The organism is Bradyrhizobium sp. Ken51, assembly GCF_055807435.1.
This window is the reverse complement of record NZ_JBVVPB010000002.1, coordinates 536,698-559,833: the sequence shown is the minus strand read 5'-3', so window position 1 is coordinate 559,833 and position 23,136 is coordinate 536,698. Positions and strand designations below refer to the sequence as shown.

The window sequence follows — 23,136 nt, the reverse complement described above, 5'->3', positions numbered from 1 at the left end:
TGATTGCGCGCGTCTCTTTTTCAGGGCTAAGTGATGCGAGCTGCCGGCGAAGCAGTGTCCGCCGGGGAGGAAACGGATGTCAGCGCAAAGACACAAGACCGGTGCAGCCGGCGAATCTACAATCGACATTGCGGCACTCCGTGCGCGCTATCGCGAAGAGCGCGATCGTCGCCTGCGCACCGAGGGCAAGGCGCAATATGTCGAGGTGACCGGCGAGTTCGGGCGCTATCTCGACGATCCCTGGGCCAATTCCGGATTTGCGCGCGAGGCTGTCAGCGAACAGACCGAGGTGCTCATCGTCGGCGGCGGCTTCGGCGGCCTTCTGTGCGGCGCGCGACTGCGCGAAGCCGGCATCGATGATTTCCGGGTCGTGGAAAAGGCCGCCGATTTCGGCGGCACCTGGTACTGGAATCGGTACCCTGGCGCGGCCTGCGATACCGAGAGCTACATCTACCTGCCGTTGCTGGAAGAGACCGGCTACATGCCGGTGCGCAAATATGCGCGAGCACCCGAGATCTACGAACATTCGCGCCGCATCGGCCGTCACTTCGGTCTCTATGAGCGCGCGCTGTTTCAGACCGTCATCACGCGCATGGAATGGCAGGAGCAGGAGGCAATTTGGCTGGTCGAGACCGATCGCGGTGATTGCATCCGCGCGCGCTTCGTCATTCTTGCCGGAGGCCCGCTGAGCCGTCCGAAGCTGCCGGACATTCCCGGCATCGAAAGCTTCAAGGGACACAGCTTCCATACCAGCCGCTGGGATTACGCCTACACCGGAGGCACGGCCGAAGGTGGTCTGACCGGTCTTGGCGACAAACGCGTCGGCATCATCGGCACCGGCGCCACCGCCGTGCAATGCGTGCCGCATCTCGGCCGCTCGGCCAAGGAGCTCTACGTCTTCCAGCGTACGCCGTCGGCGATCGGCGTGCGCGACGACCGCCCCACGGATCAGAGCTGGGCGCAGGGGCTCAGGCCTGGTTGGCAGCGCGAACGCATGGATAATTTCACCGCGGTGATCTCGGGCGAGCCCTTCGAACAGAATCTGGTGCAGGACGGCTGGACCGGCCTGCTCGGCGAGATCCTGCTGGCGCCGCGCCGCCAGCCCCAGCCGGTGACCTCGATCGAGGAGGCGCTCAAGGTTATCGAGCAGGCGATTATCGCAAGATGGAAGAGATCCGGGCGCGCGTCGATGCGATCGTCAAGGACGAGGCGACGGCTTCGGCGTTAAAGCCCTGGTACAAGGCCTTCTGCAAGCGGCCGTGTTTCCACGACGAATATCTCGACACCTTCAATCGCCCCAACGTGCATCTCGTCGACACCAGGGGACAGGGCGTCGAGCGCATCACCGAGAACGCGGTCGTGGTCGATGGCAAGGCTTATGAGCTCGACTGCCTGATCTATGCCAGCGGCTTCGAGGTCGGCACCGACTACGCCCGCCGCATGGGCTTTGAGGTCTATGGTCGCGACGGCATCAGCCTGTCCGCGCGCTGGCGCGATGGCGTCAAGACATTGCACGGCTTCTACAGTCGCGGCTTCCCGAACTGCTTCCAGATCGTCACGGTGCAGGCCGGCCAGAGCGCCAACTTCCCACACATCATCGACGCGCAGCGCACGTCGCCTATGTGATCGCCGAGGCGCGCAAGCGCAAAGCCCGGACGCTGGAGCCGACGCTCGAGGCCGAGGACGCCTGGGTCGAGGAGGTGGTCAAAGCCGCGCTCGGCCGCCAGACCTATCTCGCCGAATGCACGCCCGGCTACTACAACAATGAAGGCGTGTTTGATCCGATCGCGGCGAGAAACAGCCAGTATTGGCGCGGGCCGGTGGCATTCCTGCGGCTGCTCGACAAGTGGCGCAAGGAAGGCAATTTGGATGGACTGGAACTGTCGTATGATCACGCCATGGAGTCGGCGCCTTCGTCCGGGTAAGCTCGGGCATTGGATCGCGCCAGAGAGAGGACATCGGACATGATCAGGGGCAGAACTGTAGCTGGGGCGGTTTTTGGGGCGATGACGCTGCTCGGCTGCCTGGCGCCCGCCGCTCACGCCGCGCAATGCGGCAGTTCGTCGGCCGGCTTCGAGGCCTGGAAGCGCGAATTCAGCGCGGAGGCGCAGGGCAAGGGCGTCGGCCAGACTGCGCTCTCGGCGCTGATGCAGACCAATTACGCCAGTGCCACCATCGCGGCCGACCGCGGCCAGCGCAGTTTCTCGCTGACGCTCGACCAGTTCCTCGCCAAGCGCGGCGCCACCACCATCGTCGCCAAGGGCCGCCAGCTCAAGCAGTCGCAGGCCGCCTTGTTCGCCTCGATCCAGCAGCGCTATGGCGTCCCGCCGGGGCCGCTGATCGCGATCTGGGGCATGGAGACCGGGTTCGGCAGCCAGCGCGGCAACCAGAACATGCTCTCCTCGATTGCGACGCTCGCCTATGACTGCCGCCGTCCCGAATTCTTCACCGAGCAGCTCTATGCGGCGCTGAAGCTGGTCGATCGCGGCACGCTGTCGGGTGCAACCCGCGGCTCGATGCACGGCGAAGTCGGCCAGACCCAGTTCATGCCCAAGAACATCCTGGCCTATGGCACCGGCAATCTCGAAGTTGCCGCCAATGCGCTGAACTCGACGGCGAATTTCCTCAAGGCCCATGGCTGGCGTGCAGGAGCCGGTTACCAGCCGGGCGAGCCGAATTTCGTCGCCATCGAGGCCTGGAATGCCGCCGGGGTTTATCAGAAGGCGATCGCCCTGATGGGACGGCAGATCGACGAGGGCGGAGGAACGGCCGCTTCGCGTTGAGCAGCTCAGCAAGGCGTGATGCGCCGACAAGAGAAAGTTGTTGCCATCAGGAACCGACGGCACGAGGTTTGCTTAGATCGAACAGGGCTGGGCATGAGGAGACTCAACATGGCAACCCAGATCGTGATGGACCAGACTGGCGACACGCGCCACGAGTTTGATCCTGGCAATGCCGAAGCGCTGGCGCGGGCCGAACGGCGCTTTCGGGAGCTGACCGGAGCGGGCTTCACCGCCGCGCTGCGAACCGGACCTGGCGAAGTCACCCGGATCCGATCGTTCGACCCGACCGTGCAGGAAACGCTGTTCTATCCCCGCCTGGTCGGCGGTTGATCTGAGCTGCTCATGATCGCGGCAGTCTGGCTCCGCGCGCCGGCGCGTGCGCGTCTGCATGCGCTACGCGAACTCTATCGGCGCTTCTTCGGCGAGAACACGCCGGATGCCCGCGGCCGCCGGCTTCTGGCCGATTGGCTGTCGCCGGCGCAGCGCGCGCAATTCGAGCAGCACCGGCATTTCGATGTCGTCGGCTGCGATACCGGCAAGACCTATCGCATCCATTATGGCACCGCGGCCAATGTCCATGAGATCGATGCGGCCGGAAATGCGACGATGGGGTGGTGCTTCGTCCCGTCAGGCTTTCTCGTTCCCGGCGACGTGATGCTCGCACAGAAGATCGCGCTCGAGACGGACGAAAGGGGAGCTCTCGCGCTCGCCAACAGGTTTCCGCCGGCAACCCATTCGGAGCACTTCTACCGGCGGCCGTTCTAGGGCAAGGCTATCAGTGCACGGCTATCAGTGATGTGTGGTGCGATAGGCATCCACCGCGTGCGCTGCAAAAACGCCGACGCTGCAAAGCGCGAGCAAGGCCGAGATCAGCTCGATCATAGCTCGTCCTCCTGCGGTGGCAGGGCAACGAGGTGCTGACAGCAGGAGTAATCCCAGATTAGGTCGAGGAAGAATTGCATGGTGGCCGTCCCTGTATGATTTTGACAACCAGATAACCGGCCATCTGTTTCAGGCGTGTTTCGTCGCATCTGGAAACGGGTTTCTTGGGGAACCCCCGGGCTGGTTTGTGCGCTGCGGAGCCGCTACATCCCGCTCTTGCTCAATTCTGTTAGCGCGAGGCGGCGCATCACATTGCGAGGCGAAATCATGGCGCGGGTCGAGTGGTTCGACGATCTCACCATTGGAATGCAGTTCAAATCCCCTGAAGTTCACGTCACCGAGGCCGACATCAAGCGGTTCGCGGCAGAGTTCGACCCACAGCCGATGCATCTCGACCACGAAGCCGCCAAGCAGACGCTGTTCAGGGGTCTCGCTGCCTCGGGATGGCACACCGCCGCGATTGCCATGAGCCTCGCGATCCAGACCCGCCCCTTCGGCCCGCATCCGCTGATCGGTGCCGGCGTCGACGGGCTGCGCTGGACCATCCCGGTACGGCCCGATGACCGCCTGCATCTGGTCGGGGAGGTCATGAGCCTGACGCCGTCGAAGTCGAAGCCGCAGGGCATCGCGCTGGTGAAATGGACGATGTTCAACCAGAACGGCGAGGAGGTTTACACCTTCACCCCGATCGCGATCGTGCCGCGGCGGGAGTAGGGCGAGGTCGGCGTCCTACGCAAACCGGGGGAAGCCCTTGCGAGCCGCCGGCAGAGGTGGTCATCTCGGTCCGGGGAACACGCTGGAGGCTGACATGAAACGATCTCTTCTCGCTGTCGGGTTGCTGGCCGGCGCCTTGAGCGCAGCCGCTTTGACCGCAAGGCCGGTGCAGGCGCAACAATCCAAGGTCGGCGACTGGACCATCGAGAAGCGCACGCAGGACGCACATTGCAATGCGAGCCGCGGCTACAAGGACAAGCAAGACGAGAACCGGGACTACGTCATCGTCATCACCCATTCCGAGAAGGCGATCGTGATCGTGATGATCTATGACGGTTGGGAGTGGGACAAGGTCGGCGAGATCCTCCGGGCCGATGTCGGCACCGATGACGCCGATATCATGAAGAAGGCGAAGTGGGAGGTCATGGACAAGACCACCGTTCGCGGCATCTTCGAATACGATCAGTCCATGATGGACCGGCTGTCCAAGGCCAAGCGTCTCTCGCTCGATTTCGAAGACGATGACGACGACAGCATCGAGATGCAGGTGCCGCGTGCCGGTGAAGCGCTGGCGGCGCTGAAATTCTGCGAGGAGAATCGCAAGTAAATTGCCGGCGCCGGATGCGACGCCGGCGGGATCGGTGGCCGCAGGATTTTGCAGCGCGCACGGCGTCTGACGCATCGCACGCGTGACTGATCGCACACAGTCGGCGCGCTGTTCGCATATATCCTAGTCTTTGGCGAAAACGTCCAAGCCGCATCCTGCGGTTGACGTTACGCAAGGACGATGTTCGATATTCCAGCATTTCGTTGCAACGTTTTCTCCGCGTCGAAGGCGGCGATTGACCGGTCCGTCTCCTTCGCCAGTCCCCGGATCGCCATCTATCTCGCGCGGGCGAGCCATACGCAGATTGCGTCGTCCGGCCGATGACAATCCTCCACGCAAATCGATTCTCGTCCCTCGTCGGCGAGATCTACGACGCGGCGGTCGATCCCGCGCTGCGCAACGGGGTGCTGGAACAGGTTTCGCATTTCGTCGGCGGATGCGCCGCGACCATCCTGTCCAGGGACAGAGCCAAGCTCTCGATCGAGATCCACGAGCATTTCGGCACCGAATCCCGCTTCCGCCAGCTTTATCGCGACCGATATGTGGAGCTGGACCCTCTGCTCGATCGTCATCTCACGCTCGCGGCGGAGCAGACGATCGGCGTAGCCGACATCATGCCTCAGGCCGATTTCCTGGCAACGAGCTTCTATCGCGAGTGGGTGGAACCGCAAGGAGCGATAGACCTTGCAACCGTTGCGCTTGAGAAGTCGGACACGCGCGCCACGATCCTGCAGGTGTTGCGCCACCGCTCGCGCGGTATCGTTGACGAGCCGATGCGTGAGCGCATGCGGCTGCTTGCTCCGCACCTCCAGCGCTCCAGGATCATGGGCCGGCAGATCAGGGCACGCTCGCATACCGTGGACGACCTTGCCGAAGTCCTGGATAGACTGAGCACGGCGATCTGCCTGCTCGACGCAGACGGCCGGGTCGTGCATGCCAACGCAGCATGCCGCGAGCTGTTCGCCGATGCGAGCCTGCTCGCCATGGTCGGCGACCGGATCGTGGGCCGCAACACCCAGACCGACAAAATATTCCGCGGTCTGTGCGAAACAGATTCAGGCAGCGAAACTCGTTCCGCTGCCCGCCGTCGGATCGAGCTTGCGACATCAGTCGATGGGCAGCACTATCTGCTCCACGCTTTTCCCCTGAAGCGCGATCGCACTCCATCGCGAGATGCTGCAGCCACGGTGCTCTTCGTTCAGAAGGCATCGGCGGCGACATGGCTCGCAGCCGATGCGATCGCTGCGGCATTCAAACTGACACCGTCCGAATTGCGCGTTTTGATGGCCATTAGCGAGATTGGCGGCGTTCCAGACATTGCGGCAAAGCTCGGCATCGCCGAAACGACAGTGAAGACGCATCTCGGCCGCCTGTTCGAGAAGACCGGCGCTGGCAGGCAGGCCGACCTGGTCAAGATCGCCGCCGGCTTTGCCGTTCCATTCGCGCGTCGAACGAACGGTAGTGACGACGTCGTGTGATCCATTTCACCTGGTTTGCCGGTATCTGCCGTGATCTCAATCCATTGTGATGAGCCGAGCTCCCGTGTCCTCCGAATGCAGGACGCGAGTCGTTTGATACTTTCGTATATCGCGTTGCAGAAAAGTGAAGAGCAGCGAGCGCCGTGAGGAGATGCCGCGATGGCATCGAACGCGAGTGTGAGGAAACGACAGCGCGTGGCCGGACCTGCTCGTCGGTTGGAGGATTGCAGTGAGCCAGTTTGATTTTTCCGTTCTCAATGTTTCAACGAATGAAATTCCCGAAAACGAGCGTATCCCGCTGCTTCGCGATTTCTACTGCCGCGGGGTGTTGAAGGCGGAGGTCGAGGCCAAGGAAGGAAAGCCGGCTGCGGCGAGCTTCACGTCCCACGTCCTGCCGGAAGCTCAATTGCTGATCGGAGGATTGTGCGGAGCGCGCGTCATTCGCACCAAGCACCTGGTTGCCGATGGCGACGACAGCCTGGCCCTGATCGTGAATCGATCGGGCGTGCTTGGGATATCCGAAAGGGGACACGATCTGAGCCTTCGTGCAGGAGAGGCGGTCTTGACGAGCGCGGAGGACGTCACGACGTTCGAGCGATTGTCGCTCGGCAGCTGCTTCTCGCTGCGCGTGCCGAGACGCGTGCTGGCGCCGATGATCGTGGATGTCGATGACGCCGTGATGCGTGTCATGCCGGAGAGCTCAACGGGACTTCGATTGCTGGTCGACTACGCGGTGACGCTGGTGCGGGAGAAGGCGTTCGCGATGCCCAATTTGCGGCAGCTCGGGGTCGGGCATCTGCACGATCTTCTGGCGATCGTCCTCGGTGCCACCAATGAGCCGCGGGAGCTGGCCGGGCGGCGCGGCGTCAAGGCGGCACGGTTGCAGAAGGCCAAAGTTTCCATCGCCAACAATTGCTGGCGGCAGGATCTGTCGGTGGCCACGGTCGCCCAGGAGCTCGGCGTGACGCCACGTTATCTCCAGCGCCTGTTCGAGGCCGACGGCAAGACGTTCTCGTCGTTCCTGATCGAACAACGCGTCAAGCGGGCCCATCGCATGTTGCGTGAACCCGGGTACGCCGAGCGGACGGTCAGCTCGATCGCCTACGATGTCGGCTTCGGCGATCTGTCATACTTCAACCGCTGCTTCCGGCGGACTTATGGCGCCACGCCCAGTGACGTCAGGAGCCGCGAGATGTCGTGACCCCGCGCGATTGAATTTCAGGTCAAATGCCGATTGGAGACGGCACGGGCGTGCACCGCCCGCAGTTGGAGTGTTGCATGCGCCGTTTTTTCTTTGATCTTATGCTCGGCAATATCGTGAAGATCGATCCGGGTGGCATGGTGTTCGAATGCCCCGAAGCGACATTCGTGGTGGCCAACGAGATGGCAAGCCACCTGTTCGTCTGGCGCGACGATTTGCGCGGCCGCGATGCCTGCATCCGGGTCAGAGACACCGACGGGCGCGAGATCTATCGCGCCGCGGTCTGGTCTGAGAATGTGGAGAAGGTCGGCTGGGACGAGATGTGAGCCTCCAGGTGCGGTATCGCGACTCTGCATCAGTAGCCCCCGAAGCGGATATCCGTTCGTTGCCTGGCCGGCGCCTCCTCCGATCGGAGGATGCCGCATGCTGTGGTTGTGGTATGTTTGGTGATATTGATCACCCAGGCCATTTATAGCCATGCACGGACCGCGGAAACTGCCCGACCTGGTCGAGGCCATCTACGATGCCGGGCTCGATCCCTCGCTGTGGAATAACGTCGTCACGGGCATCCGCGACTTCGTCGGCGGCCAGGCCTGCGGGCTGTTTTCCAAGGACTCGATCAGCAAATTCGGCGTCACGCACTATTATTGCGGGGCGGACCCGCACTACATCCAACTCTATTCCGAGACGCATTCGAAATTCGATCCCCTGACGGTCCTGCCGCCGCACGGCCAGATCGTCAGCATTCCGGATCTCGTCAATTTCGATGAATATCGGCGAGGACGCTTTTACCAGGAATGGATGCGGCCGCAGGGTTGCAGCGATGCGGCCAACGTCGTGCTCGAGAATTCGAATGCGAGCTGCCCCGTGATGATGACGGTGCTGTCGGGCCGCCGGATGGTGGATCCGGTGATGAAGCACCGTCTCTCGCTGATCGTCCCGCACGCCAGCCGCGCATTGCTGATCAACCGCGCCATGACCTCGCAACTGACGCTCGCGACGGCACTGGCGGAGGTCCTGGACAATCTTGCCTGCGGCATCTTCCTGCTCGATGGCTTCTGCCGGGTGGTGCACGCGAATTCCGCGGGGCACGACCTGCTTGCGGCAGACGATCTGGTTCGGTCCGTTGCGGGGCAATTGGTGACCAGCAGCGCGGAGGCCAATCAGACGCTGCGGGAAGCGTTCGCGACCCGCAATGAAATTGCCCTGCTTGCCGCAAAGGGGCAGGCGTTTTCGCTGCTTTCGCCCTCGGGCGAGCGCTACGTCGCGCATATCCTGCCGCTGTCGTCCGTCCTGCGGGGCGGCGGCGAGCGGGTGGTTGACGCCATCGGTGCGCTGCTCCTGCGCAAGGTATCGCTCGGCGGACAGTCCTACGGCGAATTGATCGCGCGGACCTTCGACCTTACACCGGCCGAGCTGCGCGTGTTCCTGTCGATCGTCGAGGTTGGCGGCGTCCCGGAGACGGCGGTCGCGCTCGGTATCGCAGAAACGACGGCGAAGACGCATCTGCATCGCGTGTTCGCCAAGACGGGCGTTTCGCGTCAGGCCGATCTCGTCAAGCTCGCGGCAGGATTCTCCAATCCGCTGATCAACTAGGCGGCTGATTGTGCCCTCGGGATTGAACCTTTCGCTCCCTCGCCAGACTCACAGGAGCCGCCGGGCATGAAGAACATGTCGCCACCTCCATGTGTCACTACTGGCTCTTCCGATGCCCCGACTTCCAAAACCGTCCGAGTTGATCGAGACTATCTATGACGCGGGTCTCCGCCCGGAGTTGTGGAGTGAGGTCGTCGTCAAGCTCAATGCCTTCATCGGCAGCCAAGCCTGTGGTCTGATTTCGAAGGACCCGGTCAGCAAATCAGGCGCGACGCATTATTATTGCGGGGTCGATCCGCACTACATTCAGCTCTATGCGGAGACCTACTCCCGGTACGACCCGCTTGCTCGGCTTCCGCGCTATGGCGAGGTGCGCAACATCCCCGATCTCGTGGATTTCGACGAATATCGCCGCGGCCGATTCTACCAGGAATGGCTGCGCCCCCAAGGTTGCGTCGACGTCGCCAATGTGGTGCTGGAGCAGTCGAAGTCGCCCTGTCCGATGCTGCTGACCGTGATCCCGGGCAGGGAGATGCTCGACGCCGAGCAGCGGGCGCGAATGCAGTTTCTGGCTCCGCATGCGAGCCGGGCGCTGTTGATCAACCGGGCTATCGAGCGGAAGCAGCAGCGCGCGATCGCGCTCGCCGACGTCGTGGACCGACTGAATGCCGGTGTCATCCTGCTCGATTCGACCTGTCATATCGTCCACAGCAATCCGGCCGCGGAGACGATCCTGGCCGTCGAGGATGTCCTGCGATCTGTCTCGGGCCGGTTGGTGGCAAGCTCCTCCGCTGCAAATGCGGCCCTGCGCGATATTTTCCATGACGCAGGCGAGGTCGCGTTGGCTGCATCTTCGGGGCGGAAAATTTCGCTGATGTCGCATGACGGTTCCTACTACGTCGCGCATGTCATCGCGCTGCCATCGCTGCTGCGCGACGGTGCGGCGGAGCGTAGTTCGGCCGTCGGAGCCTTGTTCATCTGGAAAGCGGAACTCGACGGGCGCTCCAGTGCCGGTCTCATTGACCGCACCTTCGAACTCACGCCTGCGGAACTGAGGGTCTTGCAATCGATTGTCGATGTCGGCGGTGTGCCGGAGACGGCGGTTGCGCTCGGCATCGCGGAGACGACGGTGAAGACGCATCTGCATCGCGTGTTCGCCAAGACCGGCGTTTCTCGTCAAGCGGATCTCGTCAAGCTCGCAGCTGGATTCTCCAATCCGCTTGTGCACTGAGACGCGTTCAAAAACGCACGCGAGTCGCTGCAGCTCGCAATAGGTTCAATCAGAAGCATCATTAGAAAGTTATCGCACGTCGTTCAATCGAATGACGCGATTCTCCGCGTTGTCTTCTACTAGACGTCACACGATCTGTTGTTCGACCTATCAGACATTTGTGTGAAGCAACTCACTGCGAGCGGAAGTGAATTCCGTCAATCTGTCGTACAGGTTGAGAGGAGATTGTCATGCGAACGGCGTCACCGGTTTCGGCAGGCAGGTTCCGCGACATCGTGGCCCGCATTGGCGCGGCACTCCGCGCGCAGCGGGAAATCGACTCGCAGCGTGTGTTGCGGCGCTATCGCCACCTGCTGGACCAGCCGCACGACGCGCCGTGTTTGAATGAAATTATTCCCGTCTCCGGTGAAGAGGATACTTTAGAAAATGCCAACGGAGTTGATCCGCGGGAGCGCACGACCGGCCACCCCAAATTCGAGCGTGCGTAATGTCAGCATCGTCGCAATCGCGGTGACCGCAGCGCTCGTCGTGCTCCAACTGGTCGGCCTCACGATGCTGGAGCGATCTCATGCTTACGCAATTCCGTCGGTTCCACTCGGGCCGGCGCTTTGCACGGAGAGCGCCGAGGTCCCCGTCTCGCAAATTCCCTACGATTGACCGGAGGGCGGATTGTGCCTGATGTCACGACTCTGATGCTGCTCAGCGTTGCCGTGTTCGCCGGCGCCTTCGTCTCCGGGCTCTCGGGATTTGCCTTCTCGGCAGTGGCGGGCGCCATTCTGCTCCGGGTGTTTCAGCCGCTGGAAGCCGTGCCGCTGATGATGGCGTGCAGCATCGGCGTGCAGGCCACCAATCTTTGGGCACTTCGGCGCAATATTCGCTGGGAAGGCAGTTTGCTGTTGATTGTCGGTGGCTTGATCGGAGTTCCCATCGCGGTATCTCTGCTCCAGAGTATCGATACGCATCTGCTCCGGCGCGGCTTCGGCATCATCGTTGCCCTCTATGCGGCCTATATGCTGCTGCGGCCGACGCTGGTGACGGCCGGCGAGGCGGTCGGGCGGCACTGGGTCGCGTTGATCGGGTTCGGGGGAGGACTGGTCGGCGGGCTGACGGCGATGCCCGGCGCGATCCCGACGATCTGGTGCGACATGCGCGGCATGCCGAAGAGCGAGCAGCGCGGCCTGGTGCAGCCGTTCATCGCCGCGATGCAGCTGTTCGCGATCGCGCTGCTGGTCGGACATCAGGATCTGTCGTCAAAAGTCTTCATCGATCTCGCAGTCAGCCTGCCGGCGTTGTTCGCAGGCTCCGCGCTCGGCGTGATCGCCTTCCACAGGGTCAACGAGACGGTCTTTCGCAAGACCGTGCTCGTTTTGTTGTTGCTGTCGGGGATTTCCCTGATCTAATGCCCGACGGTTTGCACCGGCGCCGCGCTGGTGTCGCTGCCGTGATGCGTCAGCGGCTTCATGCCGGTGACGGTCCGCAGCAGCACATAGAACACTGGCGTCAGGAACAGGCCGAATATGGTGACGCCGATCATGCCGGAGAACACGGCGACGCCCATCGCGCGCCGCATCTCCGAGCCGGCGCCGGTGGACAGCACCAGCGGCAAGACGCCCATGATGAACGCCATCGACGTCATCAGGATCGGGCGCAACCGCAGCCGGCTCGCCTCGATCGCGGCCCGGATCGGCGCGCGGCCTGCGAATTCGAGCTCGCGCGCGAATTCGACGATCAGGATCGCGTTCTTGGCCGAGAGTCCCACCAGCACGATCAAGCCGATCTGGGTGAAGACGTTGTTGTCGCCCTTGGAGATCCAGACGCCGAACATCGCAGCCAGCAGACCCATCGGCACGATCATGAGGATCGAGAGCGGCAAGGTCAGGCTTTCATAGAGGGCGGCCAGCACCAAAAACACCAGCAGGATCGCCAGCGGGAACACCCAGAGGCCGGAATTGCCGGCGATGAACTCCTGATAGGTCAGGTCGGTCCATTCGAAGGCGAAGCCGGGCGGCAATGTCTCCGCCGCGATCCGCGTCGCCACCTCCTGTGCCTGGCCGGAGGAAAAGCCGGGCGCAGCCGCCGCGTTGATGTCGGATGACAGGAAGCCGTTGTAGCGGATCGCGCGCTCGGGGCCCGCGCTCTGGCGGATCGTGAGCAACGCCGACAGCGGCACCATGTCGCCGGAGGACGAGCGCACCTTCAACTGCCTGATGTCGTCGGCACGCGCGCGGAACGGCGCGTCGGCCTGCACGTAGACGGAGTAGGTGCGGCCAAACTTGTTGAAGTCGTTGACGTAGTAGGAGCCGAGATAGATCTGGAGCGTGTTGAACACCTCGGTCACGGGGACGCCGAGCTGAAGCGCCTTGGTGCGGTCGATGTCGGCAAAGAGCTGGGGCACGTTGACCTGGAAGCTCGAGAACACGCCGGCGATCTCCGGTGCCTTCTGCATCGCCGCCATGAACGCATTCGTCGCCTCGTTCAGCGCTTCATAACCGAGACCGGCGCGATCCTCGATCTGCAGCTTGAAGCCGCCGATGGTGCCGAGACCGTTGACCGGCGGCGGCGGGAACATGGCGATGAAGGCCTCCTGAATCCCGGAGTATTTCTTGTTGAGGTCGGCCGCGATGGCATTCCCGCTCAGTGCGGGGCCCTTGCGCTCGTCGAACGGCTTCAGCGTCGAGAACACGATGCCGGCGTTGGAGGAGTTGGTGAAGCCCGAGATCGACAGGCCCGGGAATGCTACCGAGCTCTCAACGCCGGGCTGGGTCAGGGCGATGTCGCTCATCTTGCGGATCACGTCTTCGGTGCGGTCCAGCGTTGCTCCATCAGGCAGTCGCGAGAACCCGACCAGATATTGCTTGTCCTGACCCGGTACGAAGCCGCTCGGGACTTGCTGGAACAGGAAGGCGGTAAGACCGACCAGGACCACATAGAGGCCCATCACGGCCGCCTTGCCCGAGATCACCTTGGTGACGGTGCCGCTGTAATTCTCCGACGAGCGTGTGAACACCTTGTTGAAGCCGCGGAAGAACCAGCCGAGGCCCTTTTCCATGATGATCGTCAGCCGGTCCTTCGGCTCGTTGTGTCCCTTGAGCAGCAGGGCCGACAGCGCCGGCGATAGCGTCAGCGAGTTGACGGCCGAGATCACGGTCGAGATCGCGATCGTCAGCGCGAACTGCTTGTAGAATTGCCCGGTAAGGCCGGAGATGAAGGCGAGTGGCACGAACACCGCGATCAGCACCATCGCAATCGCGATGATCGGCCCCGACACCTCGCGCATCGCCTGGTAGGTGGCGTCGCGCGGCGACAGCCCGCCCTCGATGTTGCGTTCGACATTCTCGACCACGACGATGGCGTCGTCGACCACGATGCCGATCGCAAGCACCAGGCCGAACAGGCTGAGCGCGTTGATGGAGAAGCCGAAGACGTGCATCACCGCGAAGGTGCCGACGATCGACACGGGCACCGCGAGCAACGGAATGATCGAGGCGCGCCAGGTCTGGAGGAACAGGATCACCACCAGCACCACCAGCGCGATCGCCTCCAGCAGCGTATGGATCACAGCCTCGATCGACGAGCGGACGAATTGGGTCGGGTCGTAGACGATCTGGTAGGACACGCCTTCCGGCATGTTCTTCTTGATCTCGGCCATGGTGGCGCGAACGTGGTCGGAAATCTCGAGCGCATTGGAGCCGGGCGCCTGGAAAATCGGGATCGCCACCGCCTGCTTGTTGTCGAGCAGCGAACGCAGGCCGTATTGGGAGGCGCCGAGCTCGATGCGTGCGACGTCGCGTAGCCGCACCACCTCGCCACGCGTGCCGGTCTTGACCACGATGTCGCCGAACTGCTCCTCGTTCGCAAGCCGTCCCTCGGCGTTGACGGACAGCTGCAGGTCGATGCCCTTGACGTTCGGGGAGGAGCCGACCACGCCGGCGGCGGCCTCGACGTTCTGCGCCTGGATCGACTTGACGATATCGCTTGCGGTGAGGCCGTGCTCGGCGGCCTTTTGCGGATCGACCCACACCCGCATCGAATAGTCGCCGGCGCCATAGAGCTGGACGTCGCCGACGCCGTCGATCCGCGCCAGCCGGTCCTTGACGTTGAGCACGGCGTAGTTGCGCAAATAGGTCATGTCGTAGCGGTTGTTCGGCGACAGCAGATGCACGACCATGGTGAGGTCGGGCGAAGACTTCTTGGTGATGATGCCGAGCTGACGCACCACGGCGGGCAGGCGTGGCTCGGCCTGCTGCACACGGTTCTGCACCAGCTGCGTCGCCTTGTCAGGATCGGTGCCGAGCCGGAATGTCACCGTCAGCGTCATCGCACCGTCGGTGGTCGCCTGGCTCGACATGTACAGCATGTTTTCGACGCCGTTGATCTGCTCCTCGATCGGCGTCGCCACCGTTTCCGCGATCACCTTGGGATTGGCGCCGGGATAGGTCGCGCGCACCACCACCGAGGGCGGCACGACGTCGGGATATTCCGAGATCGGCATCGCGAACAGCGAGATCAGGCCGGCGAGAAAGATCAGGACCGACAGGACGCCGGCGAAAATCGGACGATCGATGAAGAATTTCGAGAGATTCATGGCCTTGCCCCTGCGCGAGAGACGACTCTCCCGTCATTCCGGGGCACGGACAAAGCCCGCGAACCCGGAATCCAGAAGTGATGTCTAGGTAGTTCAACGATTTCCACATTCCGGCTCGCGCTGCCCGCGCAGTCCGGCATGGCGGAGACGCTAACGCTGCACGACGTCCTGATTGCTGTGGTTGGATGCCTGCTGCGGCCCGCGCGCGCCCATTGCCGCGATCTCCGTCTTGAGCAGGGCACCTGGGCGCACGCGCTGGAGGCCGTTGACGATGATGCGGTCGCCGGTCTTCAACCCCGCCGTCACGATACGCAACCCGTCGACCGAACCGCCGAGCGTGATCGGCCGATAGACCGCACGGCTGTCGTCGCCGACTGCCATCACGAACTTCTTGTCCTGATCGGTTCCGATCGCGCGCTCGTCGATCATGACCAGCGACTGCTGCTTGGGCTGGCCCATGCGCACACGGGCGAACTGGCCGGGAATGAGACGCCCGTCCTCGTTATCGAACACCGCGCGGACACGGATGGTGCCGCTCTGGCCGTTGACCTGGTTGTCGATGAGCTGGATGTGGCCCTTTGCCGAGAGGCCGCCGGAGGTCGCCATCGCGACCGGGATCTGATCGAGATTGCCGCGCTTGCCGGAGACCTCGGAAATCGAGTTCAACGCCCGCACCATCAGCTCTTCATCCGCATCGAATGACGCATAGATCGGGTTGACCGAGACCAGCGAAGTCAGCACCGGAGAGGCGGTGCCGGCGGCGACGAGATTGCCGACGGTGATTTCGATCTTGCCAACGCGGCCGTCCACGGGCGCACGCACCTCGGTGTAATCGAGATTGAGCTTTGCGGTCTGGAGCGTCGCCTCGGCCGCCTTCACGTTGGCGATGGCCTCGCGGTTGGCGTTGTCGCGCTGGTCGTAGTCGCGCCGTGTGACCACGGCGTTGCCGACCAGTTGCGCGCCGCGCTCGAGCTCATTCTGCGTGAACACGACGCGCGCTTTCGCAGCTTCGAGCTGGGCCGCGGCCTTGTCGACCTCGGCCACGTAGGGCGCCGGGTCGATCTTGAACAGGACGTCGCCGGCCTTCACCAGCGCGCCTTCGGTGAAGTTGGTCGCAAGGATCGCACCCGCGACGCGCGGACGAAGCTCGACGCGGTTGATGGCTTCCAGCCGGCCGGAGAAGTCGTCCCACAGCACGGTCTGCTTTGGTTCGATCAGCGCGACCGTGACAGGGACGGCTTGCTCGGCCGCGGCGGCCGTCGCGGTCGCCTGGGCGGCTCGAAAGTAGTGGCCGGTCGCGACTGTGCCGACCACGGCGAGGGCGCCCACGATGGCCACGCCGCCAAGGAGGCGGCGGAAACGGCCGGTGCGGCGAGCATTTTGGGCAGTATTTTGGGAGGGATGCATTTGCGCGTTCCAGATATGTAGTGTTCACTACAGATGTGGAGCTGGATACCGCAGCGCAAGATACTTATGTACCATTCACTAAGAAAATTGTAGCCCCTTACCGCAAGCGTTGGCAAGCGGAAGAGAAAATAAAGCGAGAACAAATAGATAGGATCAGGCGTTAGGCTGAGGGACGACGTCGGTTTCGAGGAGAACAGGTACATGGGCATGGGACGCCCCCGCGAATTCGACGCCGAAGCGGCGTTGGACCAGGCGATGGAAGTGTTTTGGCGCCATGGCTATGAGGGTGCCACGATCGCTCAGTTGACCGAGGCCATGGGGATCAATCCGCCCAGCCTCTATGCCTGTTTCGGCAACAAGGAAGGGCTGCTGAAGGCCGCGCTCGACCGCTATACCAAACTGCGCAACGTCTGGATGGACGAGGTGGTGGCCGCGCCCACGGCCCGCGACGTCGCCGAGCGGATGCTGATGGGCATCGCCGACAAGCAAACCGATCCGGCCAACCCGCCCGGCTGCCTGCTCGTGCAGGGCGGCATTGCGTGCGGCACCGGATCAGAGAGCGTCCCTTTTGAACTCGCCGCCCGCCGCGCCGAGAACGAAGATCAGCTCCGCGATCGCTTCATTCGCGCAAAGGCCGAAGGCGATCTCAAGGAGAGCGCCGATCCCGCGTCACTCGCACGCTATGTCTCAGCGGTATCCGTCGGTATGGGCGTGATGGCGTCTTCGGGCTCCGACCGCGAAGCGTTGCAGCAGGTCGCGAGTGTCGCCGTGCAGGCGGTCGAAGCGCAGTCGGCCAACAGAACTTAATCGCCCTCGATCAGCTCGCCATTACTTGGCAGCCAACGACGGCGGCGGGACGAAGCCGCCGAACTCGAGTTCCATCAGTCCGGCGAGCGCAATCGTGGTGCGGTCCTCGAGATAAGGCCCAATGATCTGGACGCCAATTGGCAGACCCGATGGCGTGCGCTCGATCGGAACGGCGGTCGCAGGCAATCCGCAGGTCGAAGCGGGGTCTGCCCAGATGAAGCACGCATCGGCATAGGGATAGAGCTGTCCATCGATATCCAGTTGCCGCGCGTCGAACGGCTCGGACTGGTCCTGTGGAAAGGCCGGCACGGCGGCGGCCGGGTAGATCACTGCGTCGAAATCGCGGAATAGCTCCTGCCATCGTTGCTGCAGCTGCAGGCGCGCCGCATCGGTCGCCAGCCATTCACGATGGACCATCGCCCAGCCCCGCGCGCGCTCGGCCTGCAGGCTGCGGTCGTCGGGCGAGAGTGCCGCGGCAACTCCTTGCGCCTCTGCGAGCGCGGCCGGTGTCAGGCGTGGACTTCGCGCCGCGTTCAGCAGCTTCATGTAGAGCCGCGCGGATTCGGCGAGATCGGGCAGCGACGCACTTGAGCGCGCGACCCGCGCACCTGATCGTTCGAGCCGTTCCGCCAACCGCCCGATGGCGGAACGCACGGCATCGCCTGTCGGCATCAACGGATGCGTATCGATCACGAGGATCCTGAAATCCCTGAGCTGGTCGTGTCGCGGGGCCGGCAACGCGAGACGATAGCCAATCCCGTCGCGTGTCTCGTCGGGGCCGGCGATCACGTCGAGCGCGAGCGCAAGGTCCGGGGCGGTGCGCGTCATCGGCCCGACGACGGCCAGATCGCCCTGGCCAGGCACGGGCGGCGCCGGCGGCAGGCTGTATCCGCGCAGCGGGACCTGGCCGAGGCTCGGCTTGTGTCCGAACACACCGCAGAAATGCGCGGGCACCCGGATCGAGCCCCCGATATCCGAGCCGATCGAGAGCGGACCGAACCCCGCGGCCAGCGCCGCGCCCGATCCGCCTGAGGAGCCGCCGGGCGATCGGCCGAGATCCCACGGATTGTTTGTCGTTCCGTAGATCTCATTGTAGCTCTGAAAATCCCGCAGACCGATCGGGATGTTGGTCTTGCCGATGATGACAGCGCCCGCCGCCTTTAACCGCGAGACGACAAGGGCGTCCTCCGCCGGTTGGAAATCCCTGAAATGCGGAAAGCCCCATGTTGTCGGCATGCCGGCGACGTTGAACGGTTCTTTCAACGTCACGGGGATGCCGAGCAATGGCTGCCGCTCGCCGCGGCCAAGCGCGGCATCGGCGGCGCGCGCGGCGTCTCTTGCGCGATCGAAATCGCGAACGATGACGGCATTGATCCGCCCGTCCAGCGCCTCGATGCGCGCGATCGTATGCTCGATCAACTCGGACGCAGAAAGCTTGCGCGCGTGCAGGGCGCTCAGCAATGTGCTGATCGAGCCGTAGTCCCAGTCAGTGGCGGTCAATCCGGGCGGCATCACGATCTCCATTGTCTTGCATCGCCGCGTCGATGTCGCTCGGCTGCAAATCGATCCGAGTATCGAGCATGCAATTTGGCAGATGGGATGAGGAGGTCGCGCAACGGGAACCAGATCTGTCCGCCGATCGGGGGCCGAAGGCGGCGGCTGGCCGCCAGATCGCGGGATACGCATTTCTTGCCGCACTCTATGCGGGATCGATGGGCTCTGTACGCGCTGCTGCTCACGTGGCATTGGGGGCGGTGAAGCTTGGACACTGACGAGCATGCTCGCCCTGACATTCCTTGGGACTTCGGCCAGCGTTCCGTCGGCGGAGCGCAACCATCCGGCTCTCCTGGTGGAGGCAGCGGGCAAGCGCGTCCTCATCGATTGCGGCGAGGGCACGCAGCGCCAGTTGCTGCGCAGCGGTGCGGGCTTTCGGCGGCTTGACCGCATTCTGCTGACGCATGCCCATCTCGATCATGTGCTCGGCATCCCCGGTCTCTTCTCGACGCTGGGGTTGCGCCAGCAATCGGACGTGATGACCCTCCATGGAGGGAAGGGTACGCTCGACGTCGTCATCCGCATGCTTGCCGGCCTGTGGGGCGCGGGCAGGGCGCCGATCCCTGTGGAGTTCGCGCCGCTGATCGAAGGACTGGTTATCGACGCCGGCGACTTCACCGTCGATTGCTTTCCGGTCCGCCACCGCGACACCGACAGCTTTGGTTTTTGCTTCCAGAGTCCCGCACGTCGCCATCTTGAGCGGGAGCGCCTCGCCGAACTCGGCGTTCCCGATGGGCCGCTGCGCGGAGAATTGGCTGCGGGGCGACCAGTCGTGATCGCCGGCCGCACGATCGATCCGGAAGACGTGCTGGGGCCGCCGAGCGGCGGCAGGAAGCTCGTGGTGATCGGCGACACCGAAACCACCGACGGGCTGTGCAAACGTGTGGCCGACGCCGATCTACTGGTGATCGAGGCGACCTTCCTCGATCGTGACGCCGCGACCGCACGGGACTATGGCCATCTCACCGCGCGCGAGGCGGCTTCATTTGCCGCCGCGAACAACGTCGGACAACTCGTGCTCAATCACATGTCGGGGCGCTATCGGGACGAAGAGATTTTGGCCGAAGCGACGATGATTTTTCCGAACACGCGAATTGCCGCCGACTTCGATCGCATCGTGATTTAGCGGTACCGCTCCAAGAGAGCGCAACCTCTGACGGTCTGATTGTGAGCTGGTTACCCGGAGTGGCTGGGGAACTAGGATTCGAACCTAGACAAACAGAGTCAGAGTCTGTTGTGCTACCGTTACACCATTCCCCAACGGAATAGCCGAACAAATTCAATGACTTGTTGATTTGTCCGGCTGTGGCCGATGGCGCTGTCGCGCAAATCACGGCTCAGGCGTGGAGGGTTTCTACCCGCTCGGCTGTGGGCTGGCAAGCGCTGCGACGCAGGGGTGTTTTGCGGTCCACTTGGGACGTGCGGGCCGTGGGATCGCAGGCTCCGGCGGCGCGCCACGGCGGCGCGCGACCGTTTGCCTCATCCGAAAATCACGTTTCCTGGTCGGATCGTCAGGCGCCGCATCGTCCTTCGGATACACAGCCCAAGGAGATCCGTGATGCCCTATGTCGATGGTTTCGTGCTGGCCGTGCCGAAGGACAAAATCGAGGCCTACAAGGCGCTGGCGCAATCGGCCTGCGCGATCTGGATGGAGCACGGCGCGCTCGACTATGTCGAATGCATCGGCGACGACGTGCCCTATGGCGAGCTCACCTCGTTTCCGCGCGCGGTGATGGCGAAGGAGGACGAGATCGTGGTGTTCTCCTGGATCGTCTATCGCGACCGGGAGACCCGTGATGCCGTCAACAAGAAGGTGATGTCGGACCCGCGGCTGAAGTTGGACGGCATGCCGTTCGACGGAAAGCGCATGATCTATGGCGGCTTCACGACGCTGCTGAGCGCGAGCGATCCCGTGGGGTGAGGGCGCTGACCCAGCCCACACCGGTGCTTGTCCATGCAGCATCGTGGCAAGCCGTTTCACTTGCCGGTACAGGGCCAGCATGCCATCCTCTCATCGCCAGGCATAAACAAACGGAAGCGGGCGCTTAGCCGAGCTTCCAAAAAATCCTGGTTGGGGAAACCCCTTGGGAGGTCTGATTTCATGAGATTGAAGCACGTCACCGGGCTGCTTTGCGCGGCTGCGATGTCCCTTGCGCTCGCTTCAGCCGCGCAGGCCCAGGACAAGGTCGTCAAGATCGGCGCGATCCTGCCGATGTCAGGCGGCACCGCCTCGATCGGCGCGCACGCCAAGGCGGCGCTCGAAGTCGCCATGGACATCATCAACAACCCTCATCCCGAGCTCGGCACTCTGCCGCTGGCCAAGAACGCAGGCCTTGCGGGCCTCGGCGGTGCCAAGATCGAGATCGTGTTCGCCGACAACCAGGGCAACCCGGCGACAGGCCAGAACCAGGCGTTGCGCCTGATCACGGAAGAAAAGGTGGCCGCCGTGTTCGGCTCCTATCAGTCCGGCGTCACGCTGACCTCGAGCGCAATCGCCGAGAAATACGGCATTCCCTTTCTTAACTCCGAGTCGGTCGCCGCCAATCTCACCGAGCGCGGCTTCAAATGGTTCTTCCGCACCACGCCGATCGCCACCGACTTCGCCAAGGCGTATGTCGATTTCCTCGCCGACATCAAGGCGCAAGGCGCCAAGACCGATGCAATCGCGCTGGTTCACGACAACACCGAATACGGCACCTCGGTCGCCAACACGATCAGCGCCGCCTTCAAGGAGAAGGGCCAGGCCATCGCAGTTGACGTTGCCTATCCCGTCAACGCGACCGATGTGCAGGGCCAGGTGCTCCAGCTCAAGGACAAAAAGCCCGACGTGATCATCATGATCAGCTACACGTCGGATGCGATCCTGTTCGCCAAGACTATGCAGTCGCTTGACTACAAGCCGGCGGTGCTTTTGGCCGACGACGCCGGCTATTCCGATCCCTCCTTCATCAAGGCGGTCGGCAAGATATCGCAAGGCGTCTTCAACCGTTCGTCATGGTCGGTGGGGCCGGCCGGCTCACCATCGGCCATCATCGCCGACATGTACAAGAAGAAGAGCGGCGAGGAGATGGACGACACCGTCGGCCGCCAGATGCAGGGCTTCTTCGTGCTGGCCGACGCAATCGACCGCGCCGGCTCGACCGACCCGGCGAAGATCCAGGCCGCGTTGAAGGCGACCGATCTGAAGCCCGAGCAATTGATGATGGGCTACAAGGGCGTGAAGTTCGACGACAAGGGCCAGAATATTCTCGCCTCCGGGCTCATCATCCAGCTTCAGGACGGCGAGAACTACACCGCGGTGTGGCCGAAGGCCAATGCTGCGAAGGCGCCGGTGCTGCCCTACAAGGGCTGGTGAGATTTGAAGGCGGGGCTGCGCGCCCCGCCATTCCCGAAATGATTTGATCAGAGCAACGCTGGCTCATGTCCTTTGTACTGGTGCAGGTGATCGTCGGCGGGCTTCTGCTTGGCGCTGTCTATGCCCTGTTTTCCTCTGGCCTCACGTTGGTGTGGGGCATGATGAACATCGTCAATTTCGCGCATGGCGATTTTGTCATGCTCGGCATGTACGTGGCCTATGTCGTGTACACGCTGATGGGGGGAGGGCCGATCCTCGGCGCGCCGCTGGCGACGCTGGTGCTCGCGACCGTCGGCGTCGTCGTCTATTTCGCCCTGATCCGCGACATCATGAAGGGACCGATGCTGGCGCAAATCCTCGGCACGTTCGGGCTTGCGCTATTGCTGCGCTATTCCGTGTTCTGGTGGTTCGGCGCCAACTTCCTATCGATGCCTCCGAACATCGTGGGCGGCACCTATGCGTTCGCGGGCCTGCGTATCGAGGCCTCGCGGCTGCTTGCCGGCGTGGTCGCGCTGCTCGTCACGCTCGGGCTGCATCTGCTGCTGACGCGGACCTCGCTCGGCTCGAAGATGCTGGCGGTGGCGGAGGATCAAACAGCGGCGCAACTGATGGGCATCCGTCCCGATACCATGCAGGCGATCGCCTGGGCGATTGCGGCCGGCGCCACCGGGCTCGCCGGCGCGCTGATCGCGAACTTCTTCTACATCGTTCCGACCGTCGGCGAGACGCTCGGCATCGTCGCCTTCGTCACGGTGTCGCTCGGCGGTTTTGGCAGTGTGCCGGGCGCCCTTGTCGCAGGCCTGCTGATCGGCGTGATCGAGTCGCTGTCGGGCTATCTGATCGGAGCGATCTACAAGGACATCGTCGTCTATGTCCTGTTCCTGCTCTTCCTCTGGTTCCGGCCACAGGGCTTGATGGGGAAGATGTGATGAGCAA

21 protein-coding genes, 1 tRNA gene and 1 pseudogene are annotated in these 23,136 nt (G+C 63.2%); 19 read left to right on the top strand and 4 right to left on the bottom strand.

The genetic code is table 11. From position 1 onward, the window contains the following. Positions 1 to 76: 76 nt before the first annotated feature. The 14 genes and pseudogenes from AC0L27_RS06315 (at position 77) to AC0L27_RS06250 (ending at position 11,892) form a co-directional block, all read left to right on the top strand. Positions 77 to 1,925 (top strand): annotated as a pseudogene (locus AC0L27_RS06315) (flavin-containing monooxygenase). Between the two features lie 39 nt (positions 1,926 to 1,964). Then, the gene (locus tag AC0L27_RS06310) at positions 1,965 to 2,783 is read left to right on the top strand and encodes a lytic murein transglycosylase (protein ID WP_354254202.1); all 819 of its coding nucleotides are present in this window, start codon (positions 1,965 to 1,967) and stop codon (positions 2,781 to 2,783) included. A 108-nt stretch (positions 2,784 to 2,891) separates the two neighbouring features. Then, positions 2,892 to 3,113, top strand: coding sequence for a hypothetical protein (locus AC0L27_RS06305; RefSeq protein ID WP_106943097.1), 222 nt, complete (start codon positions 2,892 to 2,894; stop codon positions 3,111 to 3,113). Between the two features lie 12 nt (positions 3,114 to 3,125). Continuing rightward, positions 3,126 to 3,548 (top strand): hypothetical protein, encoded by a 423-nt coding sequence (locus tag AC0L27_RS06300; RefSeq protein WP_354055523.1) that lies wholly within the window; start codon positions 3,126 to 3,128, stop codon positions 3,546 to 3,548. A 384-nt stretch (positions 3,549 to 3,932) separates the two neighbouring features. Beyond that, the gene (locus AC0L27_RS06295) at positions 3,933 to 4,379 is read left to right on the top strand and encodes a MaoC family dehydratase (protein WP_354204215.1); all 447 of its coding nucleotides are present in this window, start codon (positions 3,933 to 3,935) and stop codon (positions 4,377 to 4,379) included. Between the two features lie 94 nt (positions 4,380 to 4,473). Further along, positions 4,474 to 4,986, top strand: coding sequence for a hypothetical protein (locus AC0L27_RS06290; RefSeq protein ID WP_354204213.1), 513 nt, complete (start codon positions 4,474 to 4,476; stop codon positions 4,984 to 4,986). Positions 4,987 to 5,306: 320 nt separating this feature from the next. Then, positions 5,307 to 6,464, top strand: coding sequence for a helix-turn-helix transcriptional regulator (locus AC0L27_RS06285; RefSeq protein WP_473318124.1), 1,158 nt, complete (start codon positions 5,307 to 5,309; stop codon positions 6,462 to 6,464). A 229-nt stretch (positions 6,465 to 6,693) separates the two neighbouring features. Next, positions 6,694 to 7,665 (top strand): helix-turn-helix transcriptional regulator, encoded by a 972-nt coding sequence (locus tag AC0L27_RS06280; protein WP_354204209.1) that lies wholly within the window; start codon positions 6,694 to 6,696, stop codon positions 7,663 to 7,665. A 77-nt stretch (positions 7,666 to 7,742) separates the two neighbouring features. Then, positions 7,743 to 7,991, top strand: a complete 249-nt coding sequence (locus tag AC0L27_RS06275; protein WP_007608973.1) for a DUF6894 family protein — start codon at positions 7,743 to 7,745, stop codon at positions 7,989 to 7,991. Positions 7,992 to 8,142: 151 nt separating this feature from the next. Then, positions 8,143 to 9,261: a helix-turn-helix transcriptional regulator gene (locus AC0L27_RS06270; RefSeq protein WP_354204207.1), complete on the top strand. Its 1,119-nt coding sequence runs from the start codon at positions 8,143 to 8,145 to the stop codon at positions 9,259 to 9,261. Positions 9,262 to 9,373: 112 nt separating this feature from the next. After that, positions 9,374 to 10,492, top strand: a complete 1,119-nt coding sequence (locus AC0L27_RS06265; protein ID WP_354254208.1) for a helix-turn-helix transcriptional regulator — start codon at positions 9,374 to 9,376, stop codon at positions 10,490 to 10,492. Between the two features lie 230 nt (positions 10,493 to 10,722). Further along, positions 10,723 to 10,980, top strand: a complete 258-nt coding sequence (locus AC0L27_RS06260) for a hypothetical protein (RefSeq protein ID WP_354204203.1) — start codon at positions 10,723 to 10,725, stop codon at positions 10,978 to 10,980. Further along, the gene (locus AC0L27_RS06255) at positions 10,973 to 11,149 is read left to right on the top strand and encodes a hypothetical protein (protein WP_354204201.1); all 177 of its coding nucleotides are present in this window, start codon (positions 10,973 to 10,975) and stop codon (positions 11,147 to 11,149) included. Before AC0L27_RS06260 ends, AC0L27_RS06255 begins: the two co-directional genes overlap by 8 nt. Before the next feature lie 14 nt (positions 11,150 to 11,163). Further along, positions 11,164 to 11,892, top strand: coding sequence for a sulfite exporter TauE/SafE family protein (locus tag AC0L27_RS06250; protein WP_354204199.1), 729 nt, complete (start codon positions 11,164 to 11,166; stop codon positions 11,890 to 11,892). On the opposite strand, the gene AC0L27_RS06245 is transcribed toward AC0L27_RS06250, so the two are convergent. Both AC0L27_RS06245 and AC0L27_RS06240 read right to left on the bottom strand, forming a co-directional pair. Then, positions 11,889 to 15,077, bottom strand: coding sequence for an efflux RND transporter permease subunit (locus tag AC0L27_RS06245; RefSeq protein ID WP_354204197.1), 3,189 nt, complete (start codon positions 15,075 to 15,077; stop codon positions 11,889 to 11,891). The genes AC0L27_RS06250 and AC0L27_RS06245 overlap by 4 nt on opposite strands. Before the next feature lie 150 nt (positions 15,078 to 15,227). Continuing rightward, positions 15,228 to 16,484 carry an efflux RND transporter periplasmic adaptor subunit gene (locus AC0L27_RS06240; protein WP_354254210.1) on the bottom strand — a complete coding sequence of 419 codons (1,257 nt, stop codon included), beginning with the start codon at positions 16,482 to 16,484 and terminating at the stop codon, positions 15,228 to 15,230. A gap of 201 nt (positions 16,485 to 16,685) precedes the next feature. Between AC0L27_RS06240 and AC0L27_RS06235 the strand changes: the two genes are divergently transcribed. After that, complete coding sequence (locus tag AC0L27_RS06235) at positions 16,686 to 17,291, top strand: TetR/AcrR family transcriptional regulator (RefSeq protein WP_354204193.1); 606 nt, start codon at positions 16,686 to 16,688, stop codon at positions 17,289 to 17,291. Positions 17,292 to 17,312: 21 nt separating this feature from the next. On the opposite strand, the gene AC0L27_RS06230 is transcribed toward AC0L27_RS06235, so the two are convergent. Beyond that, on the bottom strand, positions 17,313 to 18,803 hold the full coding sequence (locus AC0L27_RS06230; protein WP_354254212.1) for an amidase: 1,491 nt from the start codon (positions 18,801 to 18,803) through the stop codon (positions 17,313 to 17,315). Between the two features lie 265 nt (positions 18,804 to 19,068). On the opposite strand from AC0L27_RS06230, the gene rnz reads away from it, so the two are divergent. Then, positions 19,069 to 19,971: a ribonuclease Z gene (rnz, locus tag AC0L27_RS06225; protein ID WP_473318119.1), complete on the top strand. Its 903-nt coding sequence runs from the start codon at positions 19,069 to 19,071 to the stop codon at positions 19,969 to 19,971. Positions 19,972 to 20,031: 60 nt separating this feature from the next. On the opposite strand, the gene AC0L27_RS06220 is transcribed toward rnz, so the two are convergent. Further along, positions 20,032 to 20,105, bottom strand: a tRNA-Gln gene (locus AC0L27_RS06220). Positions 20,106 to 20,403: 298 nt separating this feature from the next. Here AC0L27_RS06220 and AC0L27_RS06215 point away from each other — a divergent pair. The 3 genes from AC0L27_RS06215 to AC0L27_RS06205 all read left to right on the top strand — a co-directional run bounded on the left by AC0L27_RS06215 (position 20,404) and on the right by AC0L27_RS06205 (position 23,129). Continuing rightward, a complete protein-coding gene (locus AC0L27_RS06215; protein ID WP_275167359.1) occupies positions 20,404 to 20,766 on the top strand; it encodes a DUF1428 domain-containing protein in 363 nt (120 codons plus the stop codon). A 180-nt stretch (positions 20,767 to 20,946) separates the two neighbouring features. Then, positions 20,947 to 22,200 carry an ABC transporter substrate-binding protein gene (locus AC0L27_RS06210; protein WP_275167358.1) on the top strand — a complete coding sequence of 418 codons (1,254 nt, stop codon included), beginning with the start codon at positions 20,947 to 20,949 and terminating at the stop codon, positions 22,198 to 22,200. A gap of 65 nt (positions 22,201 to 22,265) precedes the next feature. Beyond that, on the top strand, positions 22,266 to 23,129 hold the full coding sequence (locus AC0L27_RS06205; RefSeq protein ID WP_275167357.1) for a branched-chain amino acid ABC transporter permease: 864 nt from the start codon (positions 22,266 to 22,268) through the stop codon (positions 23,127 to 23,129). Positions 23,130 to 23,136: the final 7 nt, after the last annotated feature.